This is a genomic window from Anoxybacillus kestanbolensis, from assembly GCF_001996285.1.
Classification (GTDB): domain Bacteria; phylum Bacillota; class Bacilli; order Bacillales; family Anoxybacillaceae; genus Anoxybacillus; species Anoxybacillus kestanbolensis_A.
This window is the reverse complement of sequence record NZ_MQAD01000013.1, coordinates 141,790-157,311: the sequence shown is the minus strand read 5'-3', so window position 1 is coordinate 157,311 and position 15,522 is coordinate 141,790. Positions and strand designations below refer to the sequence as shown.

12 protein-coding genes, 1 pseudogene and 1 other annotated feature are annotated in these 15,522 nt (G+C 41.3%); of the genes and pseudogenes, 2 read left to right on the top strand and 11 right to left on the bottom strand.

What is annotated here, in order from left to right:
• From pheT to msrA, 4 genes are all read right to left on the bottom strand, one after another.
• A partial coding sequence (gene pheT / locus BO219_RS09350; RefSeq protein WP_077429333.1) for a phenylalanine--tRNA ligase subunit beta occupies positions 1-1,240 on the bottom strand: 1,240 nt, incomplete at its 3' end.
• A gap of 15 nt (positions 1,241-1,255) precedes the next feature.
• Positions 1,256-2,290 (bottom strand): phenylalanine--tRNA ligase subunit alpha, encoded by a 1,035-nt coding sequence (gene pheS, locus BO219_RS09345; protein ID WP_077429332.1) that lies wholly within the window; start codon positions 2,288-2,290, stop codon positions 1,256-1,258.
• Positions 2,291-2,340: 50 nt separating this feature from the next.
• Positions 2,341-2,576 (bottom strand) — a binding site (T-box leader).
• A gap of 57 nt (positions 2,577-2,633) precedes the next feature.
• The gene (locus tag BO219_RS09340; RefSeq protein ID WP_077429331.1) at positions 2,634-3,383 is read right to left on the bottom strand and encodes a TrmH family RNA methyltransferase; all 750 of its coding nucleotides are present in this window, start codon (positions 3,381-3,383) and stop codon (positions 2,634-2,636) included.
• Positions 3,380-3,904 carry a peptide-methionine (S)-S-oxide reductase MsrA gene (msrA, locus tag BO219_RS09335; protein WP_021093804.1) on the bottom strand — a complete coding sequence of 175 codons (525 nt, stop codon included), beginning with the start codon at positions 3,902-3,904 and terminating at the stop codon, positions 3,380-3,382. Before msrA ends, BO219_RS09340 begins: the two co-directional genes overlap by 4 nt.
• A gap of 83 nt (positions 3,905-3,987) precedes the next feature.
• On the opposite strand from msrA, the gene sspI reads away from it, so the two are divergent.
• Positions 3,988-4,197 (top strand): small acid-soluble spore protein SspI, encoded by a 210-nt coding sequence (gene sspI / locus BO219_RS09330; RefSeq protein WP_077429330.1) that lies wholly within the window; start codon positions 3,988-3,990, stop codon positions 4,195-4,197.
• A gap of 15 nt (positions 4,198-4,212) precedes the next feature.
• Here sspI and BO219_RS09325 read toward each other — a convergent pair whose 3' ends face one another.
• From BO219_RS09325 to BO219_RS09300, 6 genes are read right to left on the bottom strand one after another with little or no spacing between them, the layout of a single operon-like run.
• Entirely contained in the window at positions 4,213-5,268 is a 1,056-nt protein-coding gene (locus BO219_RS09325) for an aldose epimerase family protein (protein ID WP_077429329.1), read from the bottom strand.
• Positions 5,269-5,324: 56 nt separating this feature from the next.
• Entirely contained in the window at positions 5,325-6,344 is a 1,020-nt protein-coding gene (locus BO219_RS09320) for a LacI family DNA-binding transcriptional regulator (protein WP_077429328.1), read from the bottom strand.
• A gap of 22 nt (positions 6,345-6,366) precedes the next feature.
• Positions 6,367-8,310, bottom strand: a complete 1,944-nt coding sequence (locus BO219_RS09315; RefSeq protein ID WP_077429327.1) for a beta-galactosidase — start codon at positions 8,308-8,310, stop codon at positions 6,367-6,369.
• A gap of 16 nt (positions 8,311-8,326) precedes the next feature.
• The gene (galT, locus tag BO219_RS09310; protein WP_077429326.1) at positions 8,327-9,838 is read right to left on the bottom strand and encodes a UDP-glucose--hexose-1-phosphate uridylyltransferase; all 1,512 of its coding nucleotides are present in this window, start codon (positions 9,836-9,838) and stop codon (positions 8,327-8,329) included.
• A gap of 3 nt (positions 9,839-9,841) precedes the next feature.
• Positions 9,842-10,828, bottom strand: coding sequence for a UDP-glucose 4-epimerase GalE (galE, locus tag BO219_RS09305; protein WP_077429325.1), 987 nt, complete (start codon positions 10,826-10,828; stop codon positions 9,842-9,844).
• A complete protein-coding gene (locus BO219_RS09300; RefSeq protein ID WP_077429324.1) occupies positions 10,828-12,006 on the bottom strand; it encodes a galactokinase in 1,179 nt (392 codons plus the stop codon). The genes galE and BO219_RS09300 overlap by 1 nt, the downstream gene beginning before the upstream one ends.
• Before the next feature lie 140 nt (positions 12,007-12,146).
• Here BO219_RS09300 and BO219_RS15110 point away from each other — a divergent pair.
• Positions 12,147-13,129 (top strand): annotated as a pseudogene (locus BO219_RS15110) (IS66 family transposase); the annotation flags it as partial.
• Between the two features lie 175 nt (positions 13,130-13,304).
• Here BO219_RS15110 and BO219_RS09290 read toward each other — a convergent pair.
• On the bottom strand, positions 13,305-15,515 hold the full coding sequence (locus BO219_RS09290) for an alpha-galactosidase (protein WP_077429322.1): 2,211 nt from the start codon (positions 15,513-15,515) through the stop codon (positions 13,305-13,307).
• Positions 15,516-15,522: the final 7 nt, after the last annotated feature.

Genomic DNA, 15,522 nt, shown 5'->3' with positions numbered 1-15,522 from the left:
CGACGACTTCTTTTTTTGTCAGTGTGTTGACTTCCACAACGCCGCCAACGACTTCTCCGCCAGCATATTCCGCCATCAACGCAGCTGCGCGATCAAGCGCTTCTTTCGTGCGCGCAGGATCAATGCCTTTTTCAAACCGTGTGCTCGACTCGCTGCGCAATCCATGATCTTTAACCGCTTGGCGAATCGTCGCCCCGTTAAAATATGCAGCTTCAATAAATACGTTTACTGTTTCATCACATACTTCCGAATTGGCACCGCCCATCACACCAGCTAAGGCGACAGGATCTTTCCCGTTCGTAATGACAAGATGATCTTCTGTCAACGTGCGCTCTACATCATCAAGCGTCACGATTGTTTCACCGGCTTTTGCACGGCGAACGACAATTTCGTTTGAGCCGAGGCGATCGTAGTCAAACGCATGAAGCGGCTGGCCGTATTCAAGTAAAATGTAGTTCGTAATATCGACGACATTGTTGTGCGGTCGAATGCCAGCTGCCATTAAACGCGCTTGCATCCAAAGAGGCGATGGGCCAATTTTTACGTTTTTCACGATGCGCCCTGCATATAAAGGATTATCTTCTTGTGCATCGACGCGGACAGAAATATAATCATGAACACTTTCATTGTTTTCGTGAAGTTCGATGGTCGGAAGCTTCACGCTTCTTCCTAAAATCGCTGCCACTTCATAAGCGACGCCAATCATGCTTAAACAATCGGCGCGGTTTGGTGTTAAACTAAGTTCTAACACTTCGTCATCCAAGTAAAGGAGTTGTAGCGCATCCGCTCCGACCGGTGCATCGCTTGGGAAAACGAAAATGCCATCGGCGTATTCTTTCGGTACTAATTTCGACTCCACGCCAAGCTCTTGCAACGAACAAATCATGCCGTTTGATTCTTCCCCGCGCAATTTCGCGCGTTTAATTTTAAAGTTGCCAGGCAATACAGCACCAACTTTAGCAACGGCAACCTTTTGTCCTTTTGCGACGTTCGGCGCCCCGCAAATAATTTGCACTGGCTCCCCTTCCCCGATATCGACAAGACATTTACTTAGTTTATCGGCGTTCGGATGTTGTTCACGCTCGAGCACATGTCCGATGACAACTCCTTGTACTCCTTTATTCCGTACCTCGACGCTTTCTACTTCAATCCCTGCTTTTGTAATGCGATCGGCTAATTGTTTTGCGGTAATGCCTGTTAAATCCACATATTCCTGTAGCCATTTATATGAAACGAACATCCATGAAACCTCCCTTTACACCCGATTAAATTGTTGCAAGAAACGAAGATCGTTTTGGTAAAAATGGCGAATATCATCAATGCCATATTTGAGCATTGCGATACGCTCTGGACCCATACCAAACGCAAAACCTGTATATTTTTTCGAGTCAAATCCCGCCATCTCGAGCACGTTCGGATGGACCATCCCTGCCCCTAAAATTTCAATCCAACCTGTTCCTTTACATACGTTACAGCCGTGCCCGCCGCAATTAAAACATGATACGTCGACTTCAACAGACGGTTCGGTAAATGGGAAAAAGCTTGGACGGAAGCGAATGTCGCGATCTTCACCAAACATTTTGCGGGCAAATTCACGTAACGTTCCTTTTAGGTCGCTCATGCGAATGTTTTCGTCCACCACGAGCCCTTCAATTTGCGTAAATTGATGGGAATGCGTTGCATCGTCGTTGTCGCGGCGGTACACTTTTCCCGGGCAAATGATTTTTACAGGGCCTCGCCCTTGATGTTTTTCCATCGTTCTTGCTTGCACTGGTGACGTATGCGTGCGCAACAAAATCTCCTCGGTGATGTAGAACGAATCTTGCATATCGCGCGCCGGATGACCTTTTGGCAAATTGAGCGCTTCAAAGTTGTAATAATCTTGCTCTACTTCTGGACCTTCAGCAATCGTATATCCCATGCCGATAAATAAATCTTCAATTTCTTCAATAACGCGCGTGAGTGGATGATGATTGCCACGTCTAATCGGACGCCCTGGAAGTGTCACATCAATCGCTTCCGCCGCTAGTTTTTTCTCGACTTCTGCTTGTTCAAGTGTTGCTTGTTTTGCCTCTAACGCTTGTTGAATCGCTTCGCGTACGTCGTTGACAAGCGCTCCCATGATCGGACGCTCTTCAGGCGACAGCGCCCCCATGCCGCGCAACACTTCTGTAATTGGGCCTTTTTTTCCGAGATACGCCACACGCACTTCATTGAGCGTTTTTAAATCGTTTGCTTGTTCAATTTTTTCAAGCGCTTCTTGTTGAAGCTGTTGTAACCGCTCCTTCATATGGAAATCCCTCCTTGTTATGTATAAAAAATAAAAAACTCGCCCCTCACATAAGGGACGAGTGCACTCGCGGTACCACCCTTGTTAGCTATGCGATCAACATAGCTCACTTCATTGTGATAACGGTCTACACCGGAACGCCTTTACATTTTGCACGCGCAAAATGGTCCAAGCGCCAACTCCCGAGGTGAATTCACTTGCTTGAGCCATAAAAACGCTCGCAGTCTATGGCGTTTTCTCCCTGAATGGCGATCGGCAAGCTACTCTTCTCGATCATCGTTTTTTGTATGATGAAATTCTTCATTTATTATAAGCAAATGGGGAATAACGTGCAAGGTTGCGTTTATTTTTTCTGTAAATGGTAAAGTAAAATTCCTGTCGCAACGGCTACGTTTAACGATTCTGCTTTCCCGTAAATCGGCACATATAAGTTGGCAGTTGTTTGCTGTAGCCACTTATCGTTCACACCGCTTCCTTCGTTTCCAACGATTAATGCAAACGATGACGAAGGGGATACAGATCGATAGTCTACTCCGTTTTGAAGCGATGTTCCATAAATCGGAATATGCCTGTTTTGAAAATGGGCGATCCATTGTCCAATATCTCCTTTTATCACAGGGAAATGAAACAACGAACCTTGTGTTGCACGAATCACTTTTGCGTTATATATATCGACGCTTCCTTCTCCGACGACAACGGCGTCTATTCCAGCAGCATCTGCGGTACGAATAATCGTTCCTAAGTTTCCTGGATCTTGAACCGCGTCGATGAACAGCGCCGTTTGCACACTATCGACGTTCCAATGCAAATGCTTGCACACTGCAACAATTCCTTGCGGTGTTTCCGTATCGCTTAATTCGCCGATCACCGCTTCCGTGACAATCACCATCGGAATATGATCTACCTTCCAGCTTGTCGGAATCGTTTTCGTTTCTGATAAAATAAGAAGTTCAACGATGTTGCTTTTTAAAGCTTCTTCAACTAAATGAAATCCTTCTACTAAAAATAGCCCCGTTTTCTCGCGTTCTTTTTTCGTGAGCAGTTTTTTCCATTGCTTCACTCGTTCATTTTTTGGCGATTCAATTCGTTTCACTCGTTGTTCCCCCAATGTTTCGCAATAAATTCATCACGTCCAGATGCCGCACGGTCTTCTTTATAATGTTTCGGATTTTTTTTATGGTAATTTTGATGATAGTCTTCTGCTGGATAAAACGTTGTCGCTGGTAAAATTTCTGTCACAATCGGCTTAGAAAAACGACCGCTTTCTTCTAATTGTTTTTTCGATTGCTCCGCTAATGTTTTTTGTCTTTCGTTATGATAAAAAATCGCTGTTCGATATTGTGGGCCACGGTCGTGAAATTGCCCCCCGTCATCCGTTGGATCAATTTGACACCAATACAACTCTAACAATTTTTCGTACGGAAATACATCGGGATCAAACGTAATTTGTACCGCTTCATAATGTCCTGTCGTTCCTGTTTTCACTTGTTCATACGTCGGATGTTCCACATGACCGCCTGTGTATCCAGAAACAATGCCATAAATACCGTCAAGTTCTTCAAACGGAGTGACCATGCACCAAAAACATCCGCCAGCAAATGTTGCTTTTTCCATGTTTCTCTCTCCTCTTTTATGAATAGTAGTTACCATTATAGCAAAAACTACGTACGCAATACATAAAGAATGGAGTGAGTCAAATGGATTTTAATTTACGTGGTGCCGTGATGGCAAACGTGGCAAACAGCTCAAAAGACCAATTAGAACATACGATCGTCGATGCGATTCAACAAGGTGAAGAAAAATATTTACCTGGTCTTGGCGTTTTATTTGAAGCGTTATGGAATCACGCAACAGAGGAACAAAAACAATCGATGCTTGAAACATTAGAAGAAGCCGTAAAAAAATAGCCTTCGCATTGAAGGCTATTTTCCGTCAACAACACAAAACCTATATTTTGTCGTTGATAAATACACTTCTCCTGCACGCAATATGCAAGATGGGAAGTGAGAATAATTCACGGCATTTGGCAATGCTTGCGTCTCCAAACAAATCCCTAAATATTTTCGCGATGGTACACCGTTTATCGTTTCTTCATTAGGAAGCTGGTTCCCTGTGTACACGACTACCGCTGGTTCGTCTGTTTCGACAATCAGTGCTCGCCCACTTTCTCTGTCACATAAAACAATTTCTTCATCATGATGAGTATTTAACACAAATGGATGGTCATATCCTTGCCCGACTAAAACAATTTGCGGATCTGTTGAATCGATTACTTCTTTTAGCACTTTTCCTAGACGCAAATCAAAAAATGTACCCGCTACATCTTTTATTTCCCCAGTCGGGATAAATTCATGATCCAACGGTAAAAAGCGATCGCTTTTTATTTTTAATTCGTGTTGCAAAATATCTCTTTTTACGTTACCGCTTAAATTGAAATACGTATGATTTGTTAATGTAAACGGAGTGTCCTGATCCGAAATGGCGTGATAAGAAATGATGAACTCATTTTGATTATTTAGTGTATATGTGACTTGAACATCAACATTTCCTGGATATCCTTCTTCCCCATCAACACTTCGATGCGAAAAACGGACACCGACTTCTTCTTTTTGTGAAAATCCTACTGCTCGCCAAATCACGTGGTGGAATCCTTTTTCTCCACCGTGCAAGTGGTTTTTATATTCATTTGCATGTAGCTTATATGTTTTTCCATTTAACTGAAAAGAACTATTTTTTATTCTTCCAGCTACCCTCCCGATAACAGCTCCTAAGTATGGATAGTTTGTCAAATAAGAAGAAAAATCATCAAATGCTAAAACGACATTTTCAACGTTTCCGTTTTTATCAGGCACGAGTATGCTTGTAATAATACAACCGTAGTTTAAACAAGTGATTTCCATTCCATGATCATTGGCAAGTGTAAATGCGATGATCGGTTGACCATTGATTTCTGTTCGTTGTTCTTGTACAAGCTTCATGCTTCTTCTCCTTTTTGGTAACATCATAAAAGAAATATCTCTCACCAAAGTGGAAGCTATTTCTTTACTGTATGGGCACAGCTGCTTTCTCTTACGACAAGTTTCGTTGGAACAACAATTTTTTTCGGAATTTCCCTTTTCGTCTGAATTTGTTCAACAAGCAATTCAACTGCTGTTTCTCCCATAAATTCGGTATAAACTTGCACGGTAGATAACGGTGGTTGAACAAATTTCGATGTAGGAAGATCGTTAAAGCCTACGATGGCCACTTCATTTGGCACATCAATTCCAGCTTCATGTAGCGCCCGCAACGCTCCAATCGCCATCGAATCGCTTGCGATAAAAAACGCAGTTGGCCGATTCGGCAGCTGAAGTGCTTGTTTCATTAACATATATCCATCTTCTGCAATAAAACGCCCGGTGAAAACATATTCGGGAATGAACATGCCTCGCAAATATAAATATTCGTAAAATGTACGTTCACGCTCATCTTGAATTAAATGACCGTCATCAACATATTCGCGTCCGCCAATATATCCAATATGTTTATGACCGAGATCAATTAAATATTGAAGAACGCGAGCTGTCGCTTTTCGAAAATCGACAACGACAGAATCAAAGCGATCTTCATCAGGCGAATAATCAACAAAAACGATATGGTCGGTAACAGATGCAAACAAGTCAATTTCCCTTTTTCCAAACTTCCCGACCGCTATAATCCCATCTAACCCTGTCAACCACTCCGATTCATACGAGCCTTCTTTTTTAAATAACTTGACTAACTCAATTTGGCGGCGAAAACATTCCTTTTCAACACCAAGGCGCACAGCCATGTAGTATGGATCGTCAAGTTCTTGAGATTCCGAATACCAGTTCACCACCCCAAAGCGAAGTCGGTCTTTTGCACTCATTTGACTGCGTTCTCTAGGCGTTTTATAGTTCAGCTCTTGGGCAATTTCAAAAATGCGCTTTTTCGTTTCATCCGTGACAGATAACGTTGTATCGTAGTTTAGTACGCGCGATACAGTGGCGACCGAAACCCCTGCTTTCTCAGCAATTTCTTTCAATGTAGCCATCGATGTCCCCCCTTTATTTATGCTAAATTTTAATGATTTGACTATCGTACGGTTTGAGGATCAAGTCGCGAAATTGTTTTTCTTGATCTGTATGATTGAGGACGAACATATACTCTCCATCTTCACATACACGTCGATATACTTCAATACCTTCGTCGCTTTCTACATGCCATATGTGATGTTTTTGCACAATTTCCTTTGCAAGGTCATTCAGCACATCGTCATCTATGCCCCCACCAATATAATAAACGTTCCCATCACCATATTCATTTTCAGTTATCGCGGCGAGCGGATAAAATGGATCATCATATCGATATAACACAGTAGCCGTTGTTGGTTCAAGCAAATCGCGCCACACAGAACACATCGCCTTTCTACCTTGCCATCGTCCTTCACCGATGATTGGAACATGACGATATGCAAGCGATTCTACTTCGTGAATATGCGCACCGACAAGGTCGCTCACGTGCGCAGGTAATACATGTTTGAAATGAATGTTATTTTGTTTGTTTTTTAATCCGGTTCGGAAAGAAAAAATAATCGTTCCACCAGACCGAGCAAACGTTTTCAATTTTTCTGCTAATTGTTCGTCAATGATTTGTAATACGGGAACGATGAGTACCTTATATGTTGAAAACTCGCGTGACACAGGAATGACATCGATAGTTGTATTTAAACGATAAAACGGCTCATACAACCGAAGAAGCTCCGTTGTAAAATCAAACGCTTTACTTTGTGGCTGAAAACGCCACGACCAAATATTGTCGTAATCATACAAAACCGCAATATCTGCTTGAATCGGTGACTGCAATACGTGTTCAAATGTCGGAATATGTGAAAAAACAGATTGCACTTCCTTGTACTTTCTTCCGCGTATATTGCTATGGTCTACAATTCCGTAACAAAATTGTTCAGCTCCTCGATCCATTCCGCGCCAACTAAAATATAACATATTCGTACATCCATGCGCGAACGCTTGATACGACCACATTTTTGCTTGATTCGGCCGCGGTAAATATCCGATCATCTCATGCCCTTGAGCTCCCATTAACTCTTCGACAATCCAATAATTTTTCCCAAGCAACCCGCGATTAAAATCATGACTCATCGCAATCGCCGCAGGAGAAATCGGTTCATCTAGTCCCCCCCATACCGGATAGTTATCGTACGATACAAAATCCATGTCGCGTACATTTTCTTCATGATCAAACCATTTATTAAAAAAACCACCAGATACGTTCGTCGTGACTTGTTGATGCGAACCTTTATATTTTTTCACGATGTTTGTCATCTCATGAGCGAAACGATTGACAGAAAACGAACGAAAGCGAGCCCAATCTAACTGCAAAGATGGATTATGCGTTGTAATGGTTTTCGTTGGTATCGGAATTTCTGAAAAATCGTTATACGTCTGTCCCCAAAAAATTGTTCCATACGCTTCATTCAATGCGTCAATTTGTTTATACTTCTCTTGCAAAAATTGTTGAAACTCACGATGGCACTGCTCACAATAACACATATCGCTTCCTTCATGTCCGAATTCATTATCAATTTGCCAAGCAACGATCGCTTCCTCATCTTTGTAATGTTTAACAAGTTGTTCCGTTATATTGGCTGCATATGAGCGATATGTTTTCGAGTTAAAACAATATTGTCGTCGCCCCCCAAATACACGTGTACGTCCATATTCGTCTTTCGATAAAATATCTGGGTGCTTTTTTGCTAACCATGCTGGAAACGTTGCGGTCGGCGTACCAAACATGATCGAAAGTCCGTTTTCTTTCAACTTTTTAACTACTTCATCAAAAAAAGAAAAGTCAATATTCCCTTCTGTTCTCTCCATTAAATGCCAAGAAAATTCTCCGATGCGAACGATGTTAGCCCCAAGCGCTTTAATTCCTTGAATATCTTCATCGATCATTTCTTTTGGCCAATATTCTGGATAGTAGTCCACTCCTACATACATGTTTTCTCCTCCGTCTTTAGTTATTTCGTTCTTGCATATGACGAATAAAACGATGAAACGCTTCCTTTCCTTCTTCCGTTCGTTTAAATACACCTGCATGTTCAAGCACTTGTTCGAATCGTTTTCCTACTTCTTCTTTTAATAGCTCATGCACGTCATTGATGACAAGGTTTCTTTCCATCATGTCCTGCACCCATTCCCAATGCTTCAATAATGTCGGTTCCCATTGTTCTTTCGGCGTTTTGTTTGTCATATATATCGCTACACTCTCTAATTCATCCGCTAATCGACTAGGCAATACCGCTAACCCCATGACTTCAATTAAACCGATATTTTCCTTTTTAATATGGTGCAATTCCTCATGCGGATGAAAAATACCGTACGGATATTTCTCTGATGTACGATTGTTTCTTAACACGATATCCATCTCGTATAATTCCTCTCGTCTACGAGCAATTGGTGTGACTGTATTATGCGGTACACCATTTGTTTGTGCATATATACCTACTTTCGGATCGCTATACGTTTGCCACTCTCTATAGATAAAATCACTCACTTCTAACACATCTTGTTTTGCCCCGCGTACACGTATGACTGACATTGGCCAACGAATGATGCTCATTTGTACGTTTGGGTAAGCTTGTAATGTAAACGTAAAATCTGGTGAAGCTTTTTCAATCGCAAATGTATATTTTCCACCTTGAAAATGATCGTGCGATAAAATCGATCCTCCTACAATAGGTAAATCAGCATTGGAGCCGATAAAGTAATGCGGAAATTGATCGACAAAATCAAGCAACCGTTCAAACGTTTTTCTTTCCATTTTCATTGGCACATGCTTATCACGCAGTACGATGCAATGTTCGTTGTAATAAACGTAAGGTGAATATTGAAAAAACCAACGTTCCCCACATAACTCAACAGGAATAATCCGATGGTTCGCTCGGGCAGGATGACGAATGGTCCCTGCATACCCTTCATTTTCAATACATAGCAAGCAAGGAGGATAATGTTGCTCTTTTGTTTCCTTCATGCGCGCAATATCGCGAGGATCTTTTTCGGGTTTAGATAAATTGATTGTAATATCCATATCTCCGTATTTCGTACGCGCTTTCCATTGTCTATTTTTCATCACCCGGTCTACGCGAATGTAATTGGATGCTTGACTAAGCTTATAAAACCAAGTTGTTGCTTCTTGCTTATTGCGTTTGTATTTTTCATAAAATGTTTGAATGATTGTAGACGGACGTGCCACAAAACAATTCATCATTTCTGTATCAAATAAATCACGTTCGGTTACTGTCTTTCCAGCAAATCGTCCATGCGCTTCAGCCCAATGGATTATGCGTTGTAAAATGGAAACGAGTGGGCGATCCGAGGAAGGCATCACGTTAACTTGTTGCCATTCGTCCAACTTTAACAAGGCTAATATACGATTGCGTGTATAAATGACATCTTCTTGTTCAATTAAACGATGATGGAGCGCATATTGAATAAGCGCTTCAATTTCTTCATAAATGTTTACCATCGCTTACACCTCTTCATATCCGTTCGGATTCGCTTCATGCCACTCCCATGCGGAAGCAACAATTTCCTCAATCGCTGTGTATTTCGGCTGCCAGCCGAGTTCGCGTTTTGCTTTTTCCGATGAAGCAACTAAACGTGCGGGATCTCCAGGTCGTCTTGGTACAATTTTTGTAGGAATCGGATGTCCTGTGACACGCCGTGCTGCTTCCACGACTTCTTTGACAGAAAATCCGTTGCCATTTCCTAAATTGTATATGTTACTTTCTCCACCGTTTCTTAGTTTTTCTACCGCTAACATGTGGGCATCTACTAAATCTAACACATGAATGTAGTCACGAATGCACGTACCATCATGCGTGTCGTAATCATCTCCAAAAATATGAATCTCTTCTCGTTTCCGTAACGGTACTTGTAAAATAAGCGGAATTAAATGGGTCTCCGGACGATGATCTTCGCCAATTATTGTTCCATACGCCCCAGCAACATTAAAATATCGTAAAGAAATATAACGAATACCGTGTGCCATGTTCACCCATTTCATCATTTTTTCCATCGCTAGTTTTGTTTCACCGTATGGACTTTCAGGATTTGTTTCATCTGCCTCTTGAATCGGAATTTGTTTTGGTTCTCCATATACAGCAGCCGTTGATGAGAAAACAATTTGTTTTACACCATGTTCATTTATCACATCAAGTAACACTTCTGTTCCATAAACATTGTTGTTGTAATACGCTAATGGAGCTTTCACGCTTTCTCCAACAAGAGAATGAGCCGCAAAGTGAACCACTGTATCTATTTCATGCTTTTTAAATATGTCGCTTAAAAAGTGACGATCACGAATATCTCCCTCGTAAAACAGCGCATCTGGGTGAACAGCTTTTCGATGTCCCGTTTGTAAATTGTCAACGACAACGACTTGTTCCCCTTTTTCAATAAAACGATACACCGCATGACTTCCAATGTAGCCTGCCCCACCACAAACAAGAATCATTACAAGCTCTCTCCTTCTTTTGTAAGCTGTTTGGCCCCACCACCAATTTTCGCTACGTAAAAACTTGGCGCATAACCGACTTCCATTTCATACACTCGACCAACTTCCTCGATAAACGATGGAATATGATCGTCCTTTACAATATTTACAGTACAACCACCAAAGCCAGCTCCCGTCATACGTGCCCCAATCGTCCCTTTATGTTTCCATGCTGCTTCAACAAGCGTATCTAATTCTTTCCCGGTCACTTCATAATCATCACGCAACGATTCATGTGATTGGCGCATTAATTGTCCAAACGTATGCAAATCCCCTTGGCGCAAAACAAGAGCCGCTTGCTTCGTTCGTTCATTTTCTGAAACGACATGACGCACTCGCTTTTGTTCTATCGGTGACAAAACGTGCGCATATTGGTGAAACTGCTCGGTCGTTAAATCTCCAAGTGAATGGATACGTACATAATGTTGTAATTTCACAAGCGCCTGTTCACATGTCGTACGGCGTTCGTTATATGCTGAATCCGCTAATCCGCGCTTTTTATTTGTATTGGCAATGACGATCGAGCAATCTTCCAAAGAAAGTGGCAAATATTCGTATTGAAGCGTTTGGCAATCGAGTAGTAGCGCATGCTCTGCTTTCCCCATTCCAACCGCAAATTGATCCATAATCCCGCAGTTCACACCGATATATTCATTTTCAACCTTTTTACTAATTTTTACTAATTCCAGCATCTCGATATGAAGTCGAAACAACTCGTTTAACATGACAGCAGTAACGAGCTCAATCGACGCGGACGAAGACAAGCCTGCCCCATTCGGAATATTGCCATAGTATAAGACGTCAATCCCATTTTGTGCATCTCTCGGCATAAGCGCTCGAATGATTCCCTTTGGATAATTCGCCCATCCATGACGTTCGTCATATGCAAGTTCATCTTTTGTGACGGAGACAATTCCATCTTCATGAAAATTTTTCGAATACAATCGAATAATCCCCTCATCATTTAATCGAGCAACCGCATACGTTCCGATATGCAATGAACACGGCAACACATATCCTCCGTTATAATCAGTATGTTCACCGATTAAATTGACGCGACCAGGGGCGAAGAAAGTGAAAGGTTTGTTATATCGGCTTTGAAACACTTTTATATATTCATTTTTTAATTGTTCAATCATTCTAGAACACCACTTTGCTTAAATTTATTGGTTTTAACATTCTTCATTTGCAACTATTCAGCGGCATTATAAAGTGAACGGAATAGTTTTTGTTTTGCTTGTCTATCCTGTGAATAATAGTAGACAAGGAGATGAATCGAATGTTGACGGTACAACAAGCTATATTTATAACAGAGAGTTTAATATGCAAAATCCAACAACAAAAGCATCTAATTGCTCACCAACAACAAGTGATCGATCAGCTTTTGACAGAAATCAAACAACTACGCAAAGAAAGTGAACAATTGAAGTATCACACTCAAGAATTTGAAGCACGTACCAAAAAATCGCTCCGATAATCATCTATCTTTGTATCACCACTATTTTCCTAACAAATATTCTTTCTTATTGCCAGCCATCTAGTGAAAAGCCGAACGTATAAAAAGGACATGGTAGAACGACGCTTCGTCAGGTCGAGCATCTACATCATCGCATCGTTCATCATGTAAATACGTGCCAAGGATTGAGGGGATTCTTTGAGTGAAGTCAAACTATTCAAAGTCGATGTCCGTCAATTATTCAGTCTTCCTCCTGTAACGATCAAAGTGACACAACTCGAAACCACATGTAACGAACCATGTGCAATATGGTTCACGACTCGCTGTACTTGTCACTTATTTGCACAACATTCAATGGATCGCTTAAAAGCGTTTAAGTAATATGATTTGGAGAATTATATCAACACTCGAAAAATACAAGAGCACCCGTTCGTACATACATAAATCCCTTCAATCCAATATGAACATCATTACCCCCGACATCTTGTATGTCGGTGAAACGAGCTTGCACATCGATGACAAGCTTGCATGGGGCATATGGCACGTACATCAACATATACATATCTTGCTCCTCATGTTTCTCGTGGGAAAAAGTAACCAATGCCATCGGGATTTTCCCACAATATAAAGGAACGATAATGTATGATACGTTCGATACGTATCATACATTCCCACAAGCATTTCATGCGCTTCGTCATGCCCATCATTTAAGTGATTGAAAAGGGTTCATGGAGCAAGGGCATACATTTCTATTCGCTATTAAACAAACTGTCAAAACGCATGACGGCGCATCTTCTGAAGGAGAGAGGTGATTGCCAACGTCTTGCATAAAGATCAAAACGACATTACACAGTCCATCAATCGATTTGGACAATAATCTTACAATACCCAGATGAGGTGTTACACCACATCGTGTATGCTGTGTAAACTAGAGGTTAAAGTATCAATTTGGATGTGTATAGCATTTAAGTGAATAGTACCTTAATTACAAGAATCGGAAATACTTTTCCATTCTTTTAATATCCACATAAAACTTACAAAATCCCCTTTAAGATATGGAACATTCAATCCTACATACATTAACTCATCGCCACCATATACCTCTCCTTTCCCAATTAAATAATATTGTTTATTCGGATCCAATCCTTTTAGACGAACTGAGGAAAGCGGTGCATTCGCCTCCGCTAATACTCTAAAGTAAGCGACAAACGCTTCGGATTGGTCTTCTGAAACGAACATCCACGCCGTTTCATTTCCTTCAAATGGGCTTAGGATTCGATAAAAGTTTCCATATTGCACCAAACGGCGAATTTCTTTATAAAAAACCACTTGATCTTTTACTTTTTCCTTCTCTTCATCGGTTAATTTAGTTAAATCGAGTTCATAGCCAAAGTTTCCTGACATCGCCACACGCCCGCGAATATCCAGTGAAGTGATGCGATGAACTTGATGGTTTGGAACTGCTGACACATGCGCTCCCATTGCGCTGATTGGATAAACGATACTTGTGCCGTATTGAATTTTTAAACGAGAGATCGCATCTGTATTGTCGCTCGTCCACGTTTGCGGCATGTAATAAAGAATCCCTGGATCAAAACGCCCGCCTCCACCTGAACAACTTTCAAATAAAACGTGCGGAAACTTGGAGGTGATTTCCTCCATTACGCGATACAACCCTAACATATAACGGTGGGCTGTTTCTCTTTGTCTTTCTGGCGGCAAGGCAGCAGATCCGATTTCGGTCATGTGACGATTCATATCCCATTTCACATAGGAAACGGGGGCGCTTGATAAAATATCGGACATTACTTTGATGATGTAATCACACACTTCTTTACGTGAGTAATCTAAAATAAGCTGATTACGTCCTTCTGAACGCGGCCGTTTTGGAACATGGAGGCACCAGTCTGGATGCTTGCGATATAAATCGCTATCGACCGAAATCATCTCCGGTTCAACCCATAGTCCAAACTGCATTCCCATCTCTCGGATTTTTGTAGCTAGTCCTGCTAATCCATTTGGAAGCTTCCTTTTGTCAACGAACCAATCTCCTAAAGAGCTTTTATCATCGTCCCGTTTACCAAACCAACCGTCATCTAATACAAATAACTCGATTCCTAATTCTTTACCTGCTTTCGCAATTTCCAAAATTTTCTCTTCGTTAAAATCAAAATAGGTAGCTTCCCAGTTGTTAATAAGAATTGGACGTTCTTTGTATCGGAATGGTCCGCGGGCTAAACGAGTTCGGTATAGTCGATGAAACGTTTGCGACATCCCGTTTAGTCCTTGATCGGAATAGACCATCACCACTTCCGGTGTTTGAAACGCTTCGCCAGGCTCTAATAGCCAAGTAAAATCAAACGGATTAATTCCTAGCGACACACGTGCTGTGTGAAATTGATCAACTTCCACTTGAGCAAGGAAATTGCCGCTGTACACGAGGCTAAAGCCAAATACTTCGCCTTCGTCTTCATTGGCATTTTTTCTTAACAGCGCGATGAATGGGTTTTGTTGATGACTGCTTGCCCCTCTTCGGCTTTCGATCGATTGAGTACCTACAAAAAGTGGTTTTCTTTCCATATATCTCTCTCGACAATGTGCGCCTGAAAGATGCAGAAAATCGAAGTTCGCATCGCGAAAATCGATATTCATGCTTAACGCACGTAAAATTTTTATATTTTCTGAACCTTGATTTTCAAAGCGAACGGAACGTGTAATCGCATTGAAATGTTCAAATACGGTATAAGAAAGGATTACTTTTAGCTTGGTGATATCATCCTCTAACTCGATTTCCAGCGTCTCCGCTTCATCTTCTGTTTCGACATAAGTCGCTGGCAATCCATTTAATTTCGGCTTGCCTTTGTAGATTTTATATGTTTTATAACGCAAATCCGATACGGTAGACCCATTTTCAAGTTGTATTTGATAAGCCGGTGTGCGAAAGTCTGTATTGCCGTATGCTGGATATTCTTGCGGCAATGTATCTAATGAAAATGTTCGATCAGATGGGTCAGGATTAGGAGAAAATCCTCGATCTAAAAACTGTAATTTATTCGAATGATGATAGTTGCGAACTTTTTTCCCGAAATAAAGATGGGCTAAATACCCGTCGCGGAAAATTTGCATAACATAGCTTGTGTCTTTTGCTTGTAAATGAAATGTTTTGTTTATAGAATCGAACGTAATCGCCATGGTAATC

Bases quoted from the DNA above. Each gene is read 5' to 3' on its own strand.
- pheS (WP_077429332.1), bottom strand. From the start codon at position 2,290: ATGAAGGAGCGGTTACAACAGCTTCAACAAGAAGCGCTTGAAAAAATT.
- msrA (WP_021093804.1), bottom strand. From the start codon at position 3,904: ATGGAAAAAGCAACATTTGCTGGCGGATGTTTTTGGTGCATGGTCACT.
- sspI (WP_077429330.1), top strand. From the start codon at position 3,988: ATGGATTTTAATTTACGTGGTGCCGTGATGGCAAACGTGGCAAACAGC.
- BO219_RS09325 (WP_077429329.1), bottom strand. From the start codon at position 5,268: ATGAAGCTTGTACAAGAACAACGAACAGAAATCAATGGTCAACCGATC.
- BO219_RS09320 (WP_077429328.1), bottom strand. From the start codon at position 6,344: ATGGCTACATTGAAAGAAATTGCTGAGAAAGCAGGGGTTTCGGTCGCC.
- BO219_RS09315 (WP_077429327.1), bottom strand. From the start codon at position 8,310: ATGTATGTAGGAGTGGACTACTATCCAGAATATTGGCCAAAAGAAATG.
- galT (WP_077429326.1), bottom strand. From the start codon at position 9,838: ATGGTAAACATTTATGAAGAAATTGAAGCGCTTATTCAATATGCGCTC.
- galE (WP_077429325.1), bottom strand. From the start codon at position 10,828: ATGATTCTTGTTTGTGGTGGGGCAGGCTACATTGGAAGTCATGCGGTG.
- BO219_RS09300 (WP_077429324.1), bottom strand. From the start codon at position 12,006: ATGATTGAACAATTAAAAAATGAATATATAAAAGTGTTTCAAAGCCGA.
- BO219_RS09290 (WP_077429322.1), bottom strand. From the start codon at position 15,515: ATGGCGATTACGTTCGATTCTATAAACAAAACATTTCATTTACAAGCA.